14 protein-coding genes and 1 tRNA gene are annotated in these 15,924 nt (G+C 71.5%); 10 read left to right on the top strand and 5 right to left on the bottom strand.

Features of this window, described 5'->3' with window-relative positions:
• Positions 1-47: 47 nt before the first annotated feature.
• On the bottom strand, positions 48-1,325 hold the full coding sequence (locus ACWGKU_RS13850; protein ID WP_452178294.1) for a PTS transporter subunit EIIC: 1,278 nt from the start codon (positions 1,323-1,325) through the stop codon (positions 48-50).
• A 387-nt stretch (positions 1,326-1,712) separates the two neighbouring features.
• Positions 1,713-3,002, bottom strand: coding sequence for a PTS transporter subunit EIIC (locus ACWGKU_RS13845; RefSeq protein WP_401048440.1), 1,290 nt, complete (start codon positions 3,000-3,002; stop codon positions 1,713-1,715).
• A 402-nt stretch (positions 3,003-3,404) separates the two neighbouring features.
• On the opposite strand from ACWGKU_RS13845, the gene ACWGKU_RS13840 reads away from it, so the two are divergent.
• The 4 genes from ACWGKU_RS13840 (at position 3,405) to rdgB (ending at position 5,779) form a co-directional block, all read left to right on the top strand.
• A complete protein-coding gene (locus ACWGKU_RS13840) occupies positions 3,405-3,638 on the top strand; it encodes a glucose PTS transporter subunit EIIB (protein ID WP_063349220.1) in 234 nt (77 codons plus the stop codon).
• Between the two features lie 141 nt (positions 3,639-3,779).
• The gene (gene rph / locus ACWGKU_RS13835) at positions 3,780-4,505 is read left to right on the top strand and encodes a ribonuclease PH (protein ID WP_401048438.1); all 726 of its coding nucleotides are present in this window, start codon (positions 3,780-3,782) and stop codon (positions 4,503-4,505) included.
• Between the two features lie 247 nt (positions 4,506-4,752).
• Positions 4,753-5,142 (top strand): hypothetical protein, encoded by a 390-nt coding sequence (locus ACWGKU_RS13830; protein ID WP_359915201.1) that lies wholly within the window; start codon positions 4,753-4,755, stop codon positions 5,140-5,142.
• Positions 5,143-5,173: 31 nt separating this feature from the next.
• The gene (gene rdgB, locus ACWGKU_RS13825) at positions 5,174-5,779 is read left to right on the top strand and encodes an RdgB/HAM1 family non-canonical purine NTP pyrophosphatase (protein WP_401048436.1); all 606 of its coding nucleotides are present in this window, start codon (positions 5,174-5,176) and stop codon (positions 5,777-5,779) included.
• Positions 5,780-5,852: 73 nt separating this feature from the next.
• On the opposite strand, the gene ACWGKU_RS13820 is transcribed toward rdgB, so the two are convergent.
• A tRNA-Leu gene (locus ACWGKU_RS13820) sits at positions 5,853-5,936 on the bottom strand.
• Positions 5,937-6,448: 512 nt separating this feature from the next.
• Between ACWGKU_RS13820 and ACWGKU_RS13815 the strand changes: the two genes are divergently transcribed.
• A complete protein-coding gene (locus tag ACWGKU_RS13815; protein WP_452178329.1) occupies positions 6,449-8,788 on the top strand; it encodes a chitinase C-terminal domain-containing protein in 2,340 nt (779 codons plus the stop codon).
• Between the two features lie 95 nt (positions 8,789-8,883).
• Here the strand turns inward: ACWGKU_RS13815 and bcp are convergent, their stop codons facing one another.
• The gene (gene bcp / locus ACWGKU_RS13810) at positions 8,884-9,357 is read right to left on the bottom strand and encodes a thioredoxin-dependent thiol peroxidase (protein ID WP_401048434.1); all 474 of its coding nucleotides are present in this window, start codon (positions 9,355-9,357) and stop codon (positions 8,884-8,886) included.
• 166 nt (positions 9,358-9,523) lie between these two features.
• Here bcp and ACWGKU_RS13805 point away from each other — a divergent pair, with 166 nt between their 5' ends.
• The 3 genes from ACWGKU_RS13805 (at position 9,524) to ACWGKU_RS13795 (ending at position 11,664) form a co-directional block, all read left to right on the top strand.
• Positions 9,524-9,865 carry a DUF3618 domain-containing protein gene (locus ACWGKU_RS13805; protein ID WP_380538871.1) on the top strand — a complete coding sequence of 114 codons (342 nt, stop codon included), beginning with the start codon at positions 9,524-9,526 and terminating at the stop codon, positions 9,863-9,865.
• 184 nt (positions 9,866-10,049) lie between these two features.
• Positions 10,050-10,352: a GroES family chaperonin gene (locus ACWGKU_RS13800; protein WP_049655715.1), complete on the top strand. Its 303-nt coding sequence runs from the start codon at positions 10,050-10,052 to the stop codon at positions 10,350-10,352.
• A gap of 130 nt (positions 10,353-10,482) precedes the next feature.
• Positions 10,483-11,664, top strand: coding sequence for a winged helix DNA-binding domain-containing protein (locus ACWGKU_RS13795; protein ID WP_452178295.1), 1,182 nt, complete (start codon positions 10,483-10,485; stop codon positions 11,662-11,664).
• A 30-nt stretch (positions 11,665-11,694) separates the two neighbouring features.
• On the opposite strand, the gene ACWGKU_RS13790 is transcribed toward ACWGKU_RS13795, so the two are convergent.
• Positions 11,695-14,034, bottom strand: coding sequence for a transglycosylase domain-containing protein (locus tag ACWGKU_RS13790; protein ID WP_452178296.1), 2,340 nt, complete (start codon positions 14,032-14,034; stop codon positions 11,695-11,697).
• A 224-nt stretch (positions 14,035-14,258) separates the two neighbouring features.
• Here ACWGKU_RS13790 and ACWGKU_RS13785 point away from each other — a divergent pair, with 224 nt between their 5' ends.
• Both ACWGKU_RS13785 and ACWGKU_RS13780 read left to right on the top strand, forming a co-directional pair.
• Positions 14,259-15,056, top strand: coding sequence for an ABC transporter permease (locus tag ACWGKU_RS13785; protein WP_452178297.1), 798 nt, complete (start codon positions 14,259-14,261; stop codon positions 15,054-15,056).
• Complete coding sequence (locus ACWGKU_RS13780; RefSeq protein WP_452178298.1) at positions 15,049-15,900, top strand: ABC transporter permease; 852 nt, start codon at positions 15,049-15,051, stop codon at positions 15,898-15,900. The genes ACWGKU_RS13785 and ACWGKU_RS13780 overlap by 8 nt, the downstream gene beginning before the upstream one ends.
• Positions 15,901-15,924 lie beyond the last annotated feature (24 nt).

The raw sequence follows: 15,924 nt of genomic DNA, 5'->3' as shown, positions 1-15,924 counted from the left end.
GAGCAGCGGCGGGGCGGGGCCTTCGGGGCGGGGCGGTGACGCGGGCGTCAGGCCTTGGTGACGTCCTCGATCTCGTCGTCGTCCTCGCGACCGGGGGTCTTGAGGTCGAACTTGGCGATCGCGAAGCGGAAGAGGAAGTAGTAGACCGCGGCGAAGGCCAGGCCGAGCGGGATGATCATCCACGGGTCGGTGGCCTTGTTCCAGGCCAGCGCGTAGTCGATCAGGCCGCCGGAGAAGGTGAAGCCGTCGTGCACGCCGAGCGCCCAGGTGACGGTCATCGAGACGGCGGTGAGCAGCGCGTGGATGACGTACAGGACCGGGGCGATGAAGACGAAGGCGAACTCGATCGGCTCGGTGACACCGGTGACGAAGGAGGTCAGGGCCAGCGAGACCATCATGCCGGTGACGGCCTTGCGGCGGTGCGGCTTGGCGGCGTGGGCGATGGCCAGCGCGGCGGCGGGCAGCGCGAACATCATGATCGGGTAGAAGCCCGACATGAACTGTCCGGCGGTCGGGTCGCCGGCGAAGAAGCGGGTCAGGTCGCCGTGCACGACGGTGCCGTCGGGCTTGGTGAAGTCACCGGTCTGGAACCAGGCGTAGGAGTTCACGAACTGGTGCATGCCGACCGGCAGCAGACCGCGGTTGACCAGGCCGAAGGCGCCCGCACCGAACGCGCCGGCGCCGATCAGGGTGTCGTTCAGGCTCTTGATGGCGTCGCCGATCGGGCCCCAGGCCAGACCGAAGAAGACGCCGACGGCGGTGCCGACGAAGGCCATGATGATCGGGACCAGGCGGCGGCCGTTGAAGAAGCCGAGCCAGTCGACCAGCTTGGTGCGGTGGTACTTCTGCCACAGCACCGCGGCCAGTAGACCGATCACGATGCCGCCGAGCACACCCGGGTTCTGGTAGGTGGCGGCGTCGTCCTTGCCGGGGAGGATCTTGTACTCGGTGATCGGGAACGCGGTGAGCACGTTCTTGTACACCAGGTAGCCGACCAGTGCGGCGAGGGCGGTGGAGCCGTCCGCCTTCTTGGCGTAGCCGATCGCGATACCCACCGCGAAGAGCATCGGCAGAGCGTCGAAGACCGAGGTGCCGGCGGTGTTGAACACCGCGGCGACCTTGTCCCAGCCGAGGCCGTCCTTGCCGAACACGTCGTCCTGGCCGAGACGCATCAGCAGACCGGCTGCGGGGAGCACGGCGATGGGCAGCTGGAGGCTGCGGCCGATCTTCTGCAGACCCTGGAGGAGGTTCTGGCCGAACTTCTTGGCGGGGCTGGGTGGGGCCGGAGCCGTGGCGGGCGCCGGTGCCTGCGCAGACTGACTCATGGGGGTGGGTTCCTAACGGCATGGCGGTCGGTCGGGGGGAAGGCACAGGGGCCGAACCGCGAACTGGTCTACACCACACGTGGTGTAGACCAGTTTTGTAGCACGGGTGGAGAAGTCGAGGAACCCCGGAAAGCGGTGTCGCCGGGAAGCGCTATGAAATCGAAACCTACTTACCGAATGGCGATCATGGTCGCGGCTGCGATCGGCATTTTGGCCGACCGCGCAACAAAATCGATTTTGGCTAATCGCGCAACAAAAGCACAGCCTGTTCCGGTGGGCCCTGCCAGGCGCGTTGGGCCGGGGCGACCGGGCTTTCCGAAATGCCGAAGGCCCCCGGACCGTCGGGTCCGGGGGCCATTGCGGGGATAACCCCGGTGTCGCCCGGGCTCAGGCCTTGGTGACGTCCTCGACCTGGTCGTCGTCCTCCCGCCCGGGTGTTTTCAGGTTGAATTTGACGATGATGAACCGGAAGAGCGCGTAGTACACGGCGGCGAAGCAGAGGCCGATCGGGATGATCAGCCACGGCTTGGTGGCCAGCCCCCAGTTGATCGCGTAGTCGATCAGGCCGGCCGAGAAGCTGAACCCGTCGTGCACCCCGAGACCCCAGGTCACCGCCATCGAGGCGCCGGTCAGCAGCGCGTGCACGGCGTACAGGGCGGGGGCGAGGTAGGCGAAGGAGTACTCGATCGGTTCGGTGACGCCCGTCACGAAGGAGGTCAGGCCGACCGAGAGCATCAGGCCGTAGATCTCCTTGCGCCGGTGCGGCTTCGCCGAGTGCGCCATCGCGAGGGCGGCGGCCGGCAGCGCGAACATCATGATCGGGAAGAAGCCGGACTGGAACTGGCCGGCCGTCGGGTCGCCCGCCAGGAAGCGCGGGATGTCGCCGTGCACGATCGTGCCGTCCGGCTTGACGAACTCGCCGAACTGGAACCAGACGAAGGTGTTCAGCAGCTGGTGCATGCCGATCAGCAGCAGTGCGCGGTTGAAGACGCCGAAGATGCCGGCGCCGGCCGCGCCCAGGTCGGCGAGGGTCTGCGAGAAGTCGTTCAGGCCGCGGCCGATCGGCGGCCAGACCCAGAGCGCCACCACGGCGGTCAGCATGCCGACCAGGGCGGTGATCATCGGAACCAGGCGGCGGCCGTTGAAGAAGCCGAGCCAGTCGACCAGCTTGGTGCGGTGGAACCGGACCCACAGCCAGGCCGACATCAGGCCGATCAGGATGCCGCCCAGCACGCCCGGGTTCTGGTACGTCGCGGCCGCCGCCTTCGCCGAGGTGTAGTCCACGCACTGGTCGCTGACCAGCACCGTCGGCGGCTTGCAGTGCTCCGGGAAGGCGTGCAGGACCCGGAAGTAGACCAGGAAGCCGACCACGGCGGCCAGTGCCGTCGAGCCGTCCGCCTTCTTCGCCATGCCGATCGCGACGCCGACGCAGAACAGCATCGGCAGGCCGAAGGCCGAGTCGAGCAGTGCGCCGCCCGCGGCGGCGAAGACCCTGGCGACGTCGTCCCAGCCCAGTCCGTCCTTGCCGAACACGTCCGGCTGGCCGAGCCGGTTGAGGATGCCCGCGGCGGGGAGCACGGCCACCGGGAGCTGCAGGGAGCGGCCCATCTTCTGGAGGCCGCCGTAGAAGGTGTGCCACCACGTGGTCTGCGGGGCCGTGGCGCCTGCCGAACTCATCCTTCGCCCTCCGGGTGCGGTTGCCGGCCGGCGGGCCCCTGCGGGACCCTCGGGCGGGGTTCGGGAACACCCGGGGCCGTTACCGCGTTCCTCGGAGTACACATATATTGGTGTAGACCACTTGGAAGCAGGCCGTACTCCGGAGGCGCGAGCCCCGCTGATCGTCATCCTCGGGCGACGATCGGACGCCTGCCCGCCGGAATGGGCCAAAAGTGGACTAACGTGGCGGACCGGACCGGCACGGGTGATGCTGGTCGCGCTGCTCGCCGGCACGACCGCAGCCGAACCCGCGTCAGCCACCGGCACGGACCTCACCGCCCGGCGGTCGAGGGACACCCCAGCACCAGCGCAGGACGGCACCCGGCAGAGCCGCCGAAGGGCCGAGACAGAGGGAGAAACCAGATGGCCAGCAAGGCTGAGAAGATCGTCGCCGGTCTGGGCGGCATCGACAACATCGAAGAGGTCGAGGGCTGCATCACCCGCCTGCGCACCGAGGTCAAGGACGCCTCCCTGGTCAACGAGGCCGCCCTCAAGGCCGCCGGCGCCCACGGCGTCGTGAAGATGGGCACCGCGATCCAGGTCGTCATCGGCACCGACGCCGACCCGATCGCCGCCGACATCGAGGACATGATGTGAGCTGAGCCACCCGGGTTCAGCCCGCCCGGCCCGCCGACCCGCTCAGGGGGACGGCGGGCCGCGGCGCGTCCCCGCCGGCTCCCGGACCGGCTCCCCGCCGCTTCCCGGACCGGCCCCCCGGAGCGACTACGCTCAGTGCCTATGTCACGCATCGACGGCCGCACCCCCGAACAGCTCCGCCCGATCACCATCGAACGGGGCTGGAGCAAGCACGCCGAAGGCTCCGTCCTCATCTCCTACGGCGACACCAAGGTGCTGTGCACCGCCAGCGTCACCGAGGGCGTGCCCCGCTGGCGCAAGGGCAGCGGCGAGGGCTGGGTCACCGCCGAGTACTCCATGCTCCCGCGCGCCACCAACACCCGCGGCGACCGCGAGGCGGTCAAGGGCCGCATCGGCGGCCGCACCCACGAGATCAGCCGGCTGATCGGCCGTTCGCTGCGCGCCGTCGTGGACCACCGGGCGCTCGCCGAGAACACCATCGTCCTCGACTGTGACGTCCTCCAGGCCGACGGCGGCACCCGCACCGCCGCCATCACCGGCGCGTACGTCGCCCTCGTCGACGCCGTCGCCTGGGCCCGCGACAAGAAGCTGCTGCGCGCCAAGGGCCAGCCGATCACCGGCGGCGTCAGCGCCGTCAGCGTCGGCATCATCGACGGCGCCCCGATGCTCGACCTCCAGTACGAGGAGGACGTGCGCGCCGAGACCGACATGAACATCGTCTGCACCTCCGACGGCCGCTTCGTCGAGGTTCAGGGCACCGCCGAGGGCGCCCCGTTCGACCGCGAGCTGCTCGACCGGCTGCTCGACCTCGGCAGCCTCGGCTGCGCGGAGCTGGACGCGATCCAGCGCAAGGCCCTGGAGGGCTGAACCGGCGCGGGTCCCGCAGCCGTGGACCGGAGCGGACGCACGGTCAGCCCGCGGGCGCGGACGGCCGTTCGGGCCGCGGTGCGGACACGCGTGCGGGCCGCGGGCGAACGGCCCGCCGAACCGGTCGGCCTGCTGTACAGGCCGGGCCCGGAGACCGTACGGTTCCCGCAGCACTCCCGCTGCGGGAACCGCGCACCTCCCGGCGCGCGTCCCCCATCACGGAACCCGCGCCCCACAGGAGGATCGGATGCCGTCGAGCATCGCCCGCCCCGCCGCCCTCGCCGTGGCCGGACTCATCGCGATCCTCCCGCTCAGCATGGTGAGCTGCTCCGCCGCGCAGAAGGCGCTCGACTGCGGCAACACCGCGGTGCGGATCACCGGCGACATCGCCGACGTCACCCAGGCCTACGACAACGCGAGCAACGACGCGGCCGCGGCGGGGAAGGCCCTGCAGAAGCTCAAGAACGACCTCGACCAGGTCGGGAAGAACTCCAAGAACACCGACGTCGCCAAGGCCGTGACCGATCTGCAGAAGCAGGTCGAGAACGTGCAGCGGGCCGCGGACCGCAACGAGGTCCCGGACCTCAAGCCGCTCGGCGCCGCGGCCGGCAACCTCACCTCGGTCTGCACCGGCTGATCGTCCCCGGCCCCTCGGTAGGGTGGGCGATATGTCCACCCGCCTGATTCTCGCCACCCGTAACCAGCACAAGGTCACCGAGCTCCGCGCCATCCTGGCGGACGCCGGCCTGGACGTCGAACTCGTCGGCGCCGACGCCTACCCGGAGATCCCGGACGTCCCCGAGACCGGGGTCACCTTCGCCGAGAACGCCCTGCTCAAGGCGCACGCCCTGGCCCGCGCCACCGGCCTGCCCGCCGTCGCCGACGACTCCGGCCTCTGCGTGGACGTGCTGAACGGCGCGCCCGGCATCTTCTCCGCCCGCTGGTCCGGCAAGCACGGCGACGACACGGCCAACCTCGACCTGCTGCTCGCCCAGCTCTCCGACATCGCCGAGCCGCACCGCGGCGCCCACTTCTTCTGCGCCGCCGCCCTCGCGCTCCCCGACGGCACCGAGCGCGTCGTCGAGGGCCGCCTCCTCGGCACCCTGCGCACCGCCCCGGCCGGCGACGGCGGCTTCGGCTACGACCCGGTCCTCCAGCCGCTCGGCGAGACCCGCACCTGCGCCGAACTCACCCCGGCCGAGAAGAACGCCATCAGCCACCGCGGCAAGGCCTTCCGTGCCCTCGCCCCGGTCGTCAAGGACCTGCTGGCCTGACACTCCGTCCGGTGAACGCGTCGATGGCCCGCCCCGGGATCACCTTGGGGCGGGCCTTCGATTTCAACGCCAGTGCGGCCTGAGGGACTCGAACCCTCACGGGATTTCTCCCATGGGCACCTAAAACCCAGGCGTCTGCCAATTCCGCCAAGGCCGCATGGCGACCAGTCTAGAGCTTCGTCGAGTGTGGGGACAGCGAGTTCGGCCGCCGCCCCGCCGGTGCCGCGTCCCGGTTCGGCCCCCGGCTCGACCCCCGGTCCGGCCCCCGGTTCGGTCCCGGCCGCGTCCCGGTCGGGGGGCGGCCGCGCGTCGGCCGTGCTCCGGTGCGGGCAGCTCGGCCGCCGGGTCGGCCGGCGCGCGCCGGGAGCGGGTTTCGGCCAGGGGGCTGACCGATTGTCGAGCGGCTCCGACCTGTGATGTTTGGCTTTTGATTACCAATTGGTACAGACCTATTGACCTATGTGGTTCAGACCACATAGCTTCTGCGCCAATTGCAATCCCCCACGTGCGTGCTCCCCCACAGGCACGCGCCGACACTCTCTCCTGGAGGACCGAGTGTTGATCCGAAACACGGCGGAGCGGCGTCCCACCGCCGCCCACCGCCGGAAGAGCCCGGCCGCCCGGGCCGGCGTGGCCTCGCTCGCCGCGGCCTCGCTGGCCGGACTGCTGATGGCGACGCTGGGTGCGGCGCCCTCGCAGGCGTCGGCGGCGGTCGACAACGCGGCCTGTCGGCCGGACGGCCTGTACCAGACCCCCGGGGTGGACGTCCCGTACTGCTCCGTCTACGACACCAGCGGGCGCGAGAAGATGGGCGCCGACCACCAGCGCCGCATCATCGGCTACTTCACCGGCTGGCGCACCGGCAAGAACGGCGACGCGCCGTACCTGGTGAACGACATCCCCTGGGACAAGGTCACCCACCTCAACTACGCCTTCGGCCACGTCGGCGGCGACAACAAGCTCTCGGTCGGCACCGACGGCCCGACCAACGAGGCCACCGGGATCTCCTTCCCCGGCGTCCCCGGTGCCGAGCTGGACCCGAGCCTGCCGTACAAGGGCCACTTCAACCTGCTGACGAAGTTCAAGAAGCAGTACCCGAACGTCAAGACCCTGATCTCGGTGGGCGGTTGGACCGAGACCGGCGGCTACTTCGGGGACGACGGCAAGCGCGTCGACTCCGGCGGCTTCTACTCGATGACCGTCAACGCGGACGGCAGCGTCAACCAGGCCGGCATCGACACCTTCGCCGCCTCCTCGGTCGACTTCATCCGCAAGTACGGCTTCAACGGCGTCGACATCGACTACGAGTACCCGACCTCGATGAAGGACGCCGGCAACCCGCTGGACTGGCAGCTCGCCAACGCCAAGCGCGGCTCGCTGGCCAAGGGCTACGCGGCGCTGATGAAGACCCTGCGCGAGAACCTGGACAAGGCCGGCGCCGCCGACGGCAAGCACTACCTGCTGTCGGTCGCCGCCCCGTCCTCCGGCTACCTGCTGCGCGGCATGGAGACCTTCCAGGTGGCCAAGTACCTGGACTACGTCAACATCATGTCGTACGACCTGCACGGCGCCTGGAACAAGTACGTGGGCCCGAACGCCTCGCTGTTCGACGACGGCAAGGACGGCGAGCTGGCCGCCGCCAACGTCTACGGCACCGGGCAGTACGGCGGCATCGGCTACCTGAACGCCGACTGGTCGTACCACTACTTCCGCGGTTCGATGCCCGGCGGCCGGATCAACGTCGGCCTGCCGTACTACTCCCGCGGTTTCAAGAACGTGCAGGGCGGCACCAACGGCCTCTGGGGCACCGCCTCCGCGACCACCTGCCCGGCCGGCTCCGGCCTGACCGCCTGCGGTGACGGCGCGGTCGGCATCGACAACATCTGGAACGACAAGGACGACGCGGGCAAGGAGTCCCCGGCCGGGTCGAACCCGATGTGGCACGCCAAGAACCTGGAGAAGGGCATCCTGCCCGACTACCTGGCCAAGTACGGCGTGTCCGACACCGCGCTGCAGGGCACCTACACCCGCAACTACAGCTCCGCCCTGGTGGCGCCGTGGCTGTGGAACGACACCAAGAAGGTGTTCCTCTCCACCGAGGACGAGCAGTCGGTGGGCGCCAAGGCGGACTACATCGTCAACCAGGGCGCCGGCGGCGCGATGATCTGGGAGCTCGCGGGCGACTACAAGTGGGACGCCGCCGCCAACGGCGGCAAGGGCGAGTACGTCCCCGGTTCGACGCTGACCTCGCTGATGTACGACAAGTTCAAGTCGGCGGCCCCGTACGGCGCGATCCGCTCGACGACCGCGCTGCCGCAGCAGACCCTGCCGATCGACGTGTCGTTCACCAACTTCGCGCTGGGCGACTCGAACTACCCGATCAACCCGAAGCTGCACATCGTCAACAACTCGACGCTGACCCTGCCGGGCGGTACCGAGTTCCAGTTCGACTACGGCAACTCGGCCCCGGGCAACGCCAAGGACCAGTCCGGCTTCGGCCTCCAGGTCATCAAGCAGGACAACCCGGGCCCGGGCAACGTGGGCGGTCTGAAGGGCACCTACAACCGGGTGTCGGTCAAGCTGCCGGGCTGGCAGTCGCTGGCGCCGGGCGCCTCGATCGACATGGACTTCGTCTACTACCTGCCGGTGTCCACGCCCTCCAACTGGACGGTCAACGTGGGCGGCACGCTGTACGGGATCAAGGGTGACCTGACCCGCGGTGCGGTGGACGGCGGCACGCCGACCCCGACCCCGACCCCGTCGCAGACGGCCACCCCGACCCCGACCCCGACGCCCACCGCGACCGGGACGCAGACCCCGACCCCGACGCCGACCCCGACCTCGGGCGCCTGCACGGCCGCCCCGGGCTGGGACGCGGGCACCACCTACGCGACCCCCACCAAGGTCTCGTGGAAGGGCCACTACTACCAGAACAAGTGGTGGACCAAGGGCGACGACCCCGCGGCCAGCGGCTCGTGGGGAGTCTGGAGCGACCTCGGGGCCTGCTGATCGGGCCGGTCCGCCGAGGTGAGGAACGGCGGTGGCGGTGCACCCGGTCGGGGGGTGCGCCGCCACCGCTTCGTCGTTCTCCGTACCGCGGTCGGTCAGGCGCCGACCTTGAGGTCGCGCAGCAGCTTGGCGACGTGGCCGGTGGCCCGCACGTTGTAGAACGCGTGCTCCACCTTGCCCTGCTCGTCCACGACGATCGTGGAGCGGATCACGCCCAGGTAGGTGCGGCCGTAGTTCTGCTTCTCGCCGAAGGCGCCGTACGCCTCCAGCACCTCCTTGTCCGGGTCGGACAGCAGCGTGACCTTGAGGTTCTCGGCCTCGCGGAACCTGCCGAGCTTCTCCGGCTGGTCCGGGGAGATGCCGATGACGTCGTAGCCGGCGCCCGCGAGGACCTCCAGGTTGTCGGTGAAGTCGCAGGCCTGCTTGGTGCACCCGGGGGTCAGGGCGGCCGGGTAGAAGTAGACGATGACCTTGCGGCCGGCGTGGTCGGCGAGGGACACCTGGTTGCCGTCGGCGTCGGACAGGCTGAAGGCGGGCGCGGTGTCGCCGGGCTGGAGGCGCTCAGACACGGTCGTACTCTCCTGAAGGCTGGGACGGGCGGCTGTACCACGGCAAACTTACCTCCGATGGTGGGTGGGGCCGCGCGGCCGTGTTCGGCAGCTGACACACTGGGTCAGTCGCACCGATCGCACGGATCGGACGGAACGACATCGGCGAGTGAATGGGGTGGCCCGAGTGGGCGAGGCGAGCACGCAGGACAAGTCGGCGCGGACGACCGCCCAGATCGAGGCGGACATCGAGCGGACGCGTGACCGGCTGGCGGGGACCCTCGACGAGCTGGCCGTCCGCGTCCACCCGAGCACCATCTCCGCCCAGGTCAAGGCCAAGGCGGCGGCCGCCGTCGAGGAGCGGGCAGCCCGGGCGTACGTGGCCGCCAGCGGCGTGGTGGAGAAGGTCCGGGCGCAGTTCGTGGACGAGAAGGGGCAGCCGCGCCGGGAGCGGATCGTCCCGGCCGCGCTGGTCGGCGTGGGCCTGGTGCTGCTGGTCGCCTCGGCCCGCAAGCGCCGCAAGGGCTGAGTACCGCGGGACGGAGGGCCGGGCGCGCCGCGTGCCCGGCCTTCCGCGTACCGGGCCAGCGTCACGCCCCGCGCCCGGGGGAGGTACCTTCGGGACCGTGAGTACGAACGACGAAGCGACCCGCTCCGAGTACGCGCAGGAGCCCGCCCGCCACGACCGGCTCGGCGAGAAGCTGCCGATCCGGATGCTGCACGACCGCGTGCTGGTGCGCATCGAGGGCGGCGAGGGCGAGCGCCGCTCGACCGGCGGCATCCTGATCCCGGCCACGGCGGAGCTGTCCAAGCGCTGTACCTGGGCGGAGGCCGTCGCGGTGGGCCAGAGCGTGCGCTCGGTGGAACCGGGGGACCGGGTGCTGTACGACCCGGAGGACAAGCTGGAGGTGGAGGTCCGCGGCGCCACCTACGTGCTGCTGCGCGAGCGCGACCTGCACGCCGTCGCCGCGACCCGTTTCGGCGACACGGAGGGCTCGACCGGGCTGTACCTGTGACGGCCTGATCCGCCCGGTGCCCCGTGGTGCCCCGACCCGGGTCGGGGCACCGCGCTTCCGGCGCGGGCGGCGGGCCGGGCCGCCCGGGCGTCGTCGGTGCCGCGCGGCGGACACGCGCTAGGGTCCCGGCATGGGTGTGCCGGTGATCGGGGATGCGGAGCGTCGGGCCAGGCTGGGGCGGCGGCAGTTGCTGGTGCCGTCGCTGCGGGCGGCGCGGGTGGAGGACGTGGCCGACGCGGTGGTCGGGCTGCACGCGACGGACGCGGCCACGGTGTACCTGTCGGCCTGCGCGCGGCTGGCGAAGCCCTCGGCGGCGGAGGTGGACCGGGCGCTGTACGAGGACGTCTCGCTGGTGAAGCTGCTGTCGATGCGGCGGACGATCTTCGCGGTGACGGAGGGCCTCGCCCCGTACGTGAGTTCGGCGGCGGCGCGGGCGATCGCGGCGAAGGAGCGGGCGACGCTGCTGAAGCACCTGCGGGACTTCGCCGAGGGCTGGGACGAGGCCCGGCTGGCGGAGACGGAGCGCGAGGTGCTGGCCGCGCTGGCCGTCCGCGGCGAGGCGACGACCAGGGAACTCTCCGAGGACGTACCGCAGTTGCGCGAGACGATGCTGATGTCGGCGGGCAAGGCGTACGAGGCGAAGCAGAGCGTGGGCAGCCGTCTGCTGCGGCTGCTGGCCTCCGACGGGCACGTGCGCCGCTCCCGCCCGCGCGGTTCGTGGCTGAGCAGCAGCTACCCGTGGGCGTTGGTGCCGCAGTGGCCGGAGGTGCCGGTGCGGGAGGCGAAGGCCGAGGTGGTGCGGCGCTGGCTGGCGGCGTACGGACCGGCGACGGCCGAGGACGTGAAGTGGTGGACGGGCTGGACGCTGGGGGACGTCCGCCGGGCGCTGGCCGATCTCGGGGCGCTGGACGTGGCGCTGGCCGGCGGAGCGCCGGCGCTGGTGCTGCCGGGGGACGAGGCGCCGGTGGCGGAGCCGGAGCCGTGGGCGGCGCTGCTGCCCGCGCTGGACCCGGCGGTGATGGGCTGGCGCGGGCGGGACTGGTACCTGCGGCCGGAGGACGTGCCGGCGCTGTTCGACCGGGCGGGCAACGCCGGGCCGACGGTGTGGTGGTGCGGCGAGGTGGTGGGCGGCTGGGCGCAGCGCCCCGACGGCGTGGTGCTGTGGCGGCTGTTCCGGGACGTCGGGGCGGCGGCGGAGCGGGCCGTCGCGGAGCGGGCCGAGCGGCTGGCGGGCTGGCTGGGGGAGGTGCGGGTGACGCCGCGGTTCCGCACCCCGCTGGAGCGCGAACTGGTGGCCCGGGGCGTGTCCTGAAGCCTGTTCCGGAAGTCCGGGGACAAAGCTTCAGGGCGTGGGCGGGGCCGCCGGGCGGCTGGCGGGGCCGCCGGTGGCGCTGGGCGGGGCGGTGGGGCGGGTCGGCTGGACCTGGCTGGGCCTGGGGGTGGGGCTGGGCTGTTCCGGCTCCGTCGTGGGCTTGGGCGCCTGCGGGCTGGGGGTGATCGGGCCGGGAGCGGGTCGGCCGGTGGCGGCGGGGGTGCTGGGCTCGTGGCCGGGCGGCGTGCCGGGGGCCGGGCCGGCGTTGGCGGGTTCGCCGCCGGCGGCGGGGGCGGTGGTCGGGGTGGTGGCGCTGGGGGTGGACCCGGCGGGGGCGGTGGGCCAGGGGGTGGCGGCGGGGGTGCCGTGTCCGGTCTTGAGGTCGAAGTCCTGGGTGGGGGTGCCGTCGAGGGCGGCGGCCATGTAGGCGGTCCAGATCCGGGTGGGGAAGGTGCCGCCGTTGATCCGGGTGAGTCCGGCGGTGCCGGCCAGTGGCTCCTTGGCGTGGGTCTTCGGGTTCTCCCGGAACAGGCCGACGGTGGTGGCGAGTTCGGGGGTGTAGCCGGCGAACCAGGCGGAGAGGTTGGAGTCGGTGGTGCCGGTCTTGCCGGCGGCGGGGCGGTTCAGGTCGAGGGCGGCGGCGCCGGTGCCGCGCGGGCTGACGACGTCGCGCAGCACGTCGGTGACGGAGTCGGCGGTCTCCCGGTCGAGGGCCTCGGTGGGGTCGTGTTCGGGCATCTTGGGGACGTCGACGGCGCCGCCGGGGTTGACGCGTTCGAGTTTGACGACGGACCAGGGGGTGCGGGCCCGGCCGTGGTCGGCGAGGGTGGCGTAGACGCCGGCCAGGTCGAGGGCGCTGGGGGTGGCGGTGCCGAGCGTCATCGAGGTGTTGGCCGGGTCCATGCCGCGGACGCTGTCGGGGATGCCGAGCTTGACGGCGGTCTCCCGGACGCGGGCGAGTCCGGCGTCGACGCCCTCCTGCGCGTACACGGAGTTGACGGACTTCACCATGGCGTAGCGCAGGGTGATGCTGCCGTAGTCGACGTCGTCCTCGTTGGGCGGCGCGTAGGGGGTGGGGCCGCCGGTGACGGGGCGTTCGCTGCTGCCGTCGTAGCGGGATTCGGTGGTGATCGGGACGCCGTCGAGGGTGTGCTGGGCGAGCAGGCCGGCGGCGAGGTCGATCGGTTTGAAGGTGGAGCCGATCTGGTTGTCCTGGCGCAGCGCGTCGTTGTAGGGCTGCTTGGCGTAGTCGGGGCCGCCGTAGACGGCGACGACCCGGCCGGTGGCGGGTTCGACGGAGGCGCCGGCGACCCGGACGTCGGTGTCGGTGGCGGGGCGGGCCCGGGGGTCGAGTTCGCCGGTGAGCCGGTCCTGGACGGCCTTGACGAAGGCGTCCTGCCGGGGCTTGTCGAAGGTGGTGGTGATGCGCCAGCCGCCGGCCTTGAGGGTGGCGGCGTCGAGGGTGCCGGAGGAGACGAGGTAGTCGTCGGCGACGCCGACCAGGTAGCCGGCCTGGCCGGCGAGGCCGGTGGCGGGCTGGGGGTCGATCGGGTCGGGGAAGGTGGTGGCGGCGCGGTCGGCGGGGGCGAGGAAGCCGAGCTGGACCATGCCGTCGAGGGTGTAGTTCCAGCGGGCGACGGCCTTCTCGCGGTTGGCGGGGGTGGCGGTCTTGACGTCGTAGAGGCTGGGGGCCTGGAGCAGGGAGGCGAGGTAGGCGCCCTGGGCGGGGGTGAGCCCGGAGACGTCGACGCCGTAGTAGGCGTGGGCGGCGCTCTGGATGCCGTAGGCGCCGCGGCCGAAGTAGCTGCTGTTGAGGTAGCCGGCGAGGATCTCGGGCTTGTCGCGCTGCTGGTCGACCTTGAGGGCGATGAGCAGTTCGCGGCCCTTGCGCTCGATGGTGCGGTCCTGGGTGAGGTAGTAGTTCTTGACGTACTGCTGGGTGATGGTGGAGCCGCCCTGCATGCCCTTGCCGAGCAGGGTGTTCCAGCCGGCCCGGAGCATGCCCTTCAGGTCGATCCCGCGGTTCTGGTAGAAGGTGCGGTCCTCGGCGGAGACGACGGCCTGCTGGGTCGCCGGCGGGATCTGGTCGATGGTGACGTCGGTGCGGTTGACGGCGCCGGTGCGGGCGATCTCGGTGGTGCCGTCGGCGTAGAGGTAGATGTTGTTCTGGGCGACGGCGTGGGCGTTGGGGTCGGGCACCGGGACGATGACGTAGAGCACGGCGAAGCCGCCGGCGGCGAGCAGGAACAGCAGGGTGAGGGTGCCGAGGGTGACCCGCCAGGTGGGCAGGAGCCGGCGCCAGAGCGGGAGGGCGCGGCGGGCCTCGCGGCGGGCGGCCCGTTTGGCCTGGCGGCGGGTGCTCAAGGTCATGCCGAGATTATCTGCTATTTGACGTCGGATCAGGCGGGGAAAACCGGGTGCGGGTGGTGCGGGCCGGAGGTACGGTGAAAGGTGCAAACCACATAACGCACCCACTTTCGCAGCTCCGCCCGCCAGGCCCGGCACCCCCGGGTACGGCCGGTCGGAGCCGCTGTGGCGTGCGCGGATGTCGAGGGGAATCCCCCTCTGCCCATATTTGTCGACAAGGAGACAATATGCTCTACGCCGCCGTTGCCCGCGGCGCCTTCCGCCGCTACTCCACCTACCGGGCCGCCACCGTGGCCGGCACCTTCACCAACACCGTCTTCGGCATCATCCTGGCCTCCACCTTCCTCGCCCTCTGGCAGGCCCGCCCCGGCCTCGGCGGCTACGACCAGAGCCAGGCCGTCACCTACATCTGGGTCAGCCAGAGCCTGCTGGTCACCGTCGCGGTCTGGGGCGGCGGCTTCCAGGACGACCTCCAGGAACGCTTCCGCAGCGGCGACATCGCCGTCGACCTCTACCGCCCGGTCGACTTCCAGGCCTGGTGGCTGGCCTCCGACCTCGGCCGGGCCGGCTTCCAGGCGCTGGTGCGCGGCACCGTGCCGATACTGATCGGCGCGCTGGTGTTCCGCATCCGGCTGCCCGAACACCCACTGACCTGGGCGTTCTTCCTGCTCTCGGTACTGCTGGCGGTCGTGGTCAGCTTCGGGCTGCGCTTCCTGGTCTCGATCACCGGCTTCTGGCTGCACGACTCGGAGGGGGTGCGCTCGGTGATGCTGGTGGTCTCGATGTTCTTCTCCGGGATGCTGCTGCCGGTCGCGCTGTTCCCCGGCCTGCTCGGCGACCTCGGCCGGGCGCTGCCCTGGTCGGCGCTGGTGAACGTCCCCACCGACGTCTTCCTGGAACGGACCGGCGGCACCGCCCTGTTCGGGGCGCTCGGCTTCCAGCTCGGCTGGGCGGTGGTGCTGCTCGCCGCCGGGCGGGGCGCCCAGTGGCTGGCCACCCGCAAGGTGGTGGTGCAGGGTGGCTGAGCAACTCGTCGGGCTCCGCCGGGAGCCCCTCGCCGCCCGCACCGCCTGGGCGCTGCGCTCCTGGTGGCTCTGCGCCCGGATGTGGATGCGTTCGATGATGGCCTACCGGGCCTCCTTCGCGCTCAACCTGGCGGCGAGCCTGGTCACCCACTCCCTCGACTTCGCGGTGCTGGTGATCATGTTCCTGCACACCGACCGGCTCGGCGGCTGGAGCCTGCCGGAGATCGCCTTCCTGTACGCCACCGCCACCTTCTCGCTCGGCGTCGCCAACCTGCTGGTCGGCTCGGCCGAGGGGCTCGGCGCGCGGATCCGCAGCGGCTCGCTGGACACCATGCTGATCCGGCCCGCGCCCGCGCTCTCCCAGCTGTGCGCCGAACGCTTCACGTTGCGCCGGCTCGGCCGCCCGCTCCAGGCCGTCGCGGTGCTGGTCTGGTCGCTGGCCGCCCTGGACGTCCACTGGACCTGGGACCGGGTGCTGCTGGTGCCCGCCCTGCTGCTCTGCGGCACCGTCATCTTCGGCGCGATCTACATCGGCGGCGCCACCGTCCAGTTCTGGTGGGGCGAGTCCAAGGAGATCCAGAACTCCTTCACCTACGGCGGCGCGACGCTGCTGCACTACCCGCCGACGATCTTCGCCAAGGAGCTGGTCGCCGGGGCGGTCTTCGGCGTCCCACTGGCCTTCGTCAACTGGCTTCCCGCGCTGCGCATCCTCGACCGGCCCGACCCGCTCGGCCTGCCCACCGCCTTCCAGTTCGCCTCGCCGGTCGTCGCCGCGCTCTGCGTCCTCGCCGCCGGGCTCGCCTGGCGGGCCGGGCTGCGCGCCTACCGCGGCACCGGCAGCTGAACCCCTCCCACGCACCCCTCCCAC

Source organism: Kitasatospora sp. NPDC054768 (genome assembly GCF_053612025.1).
This window is presented reverse-complemented; position numbering and strand designations above follow the sequence as displayed.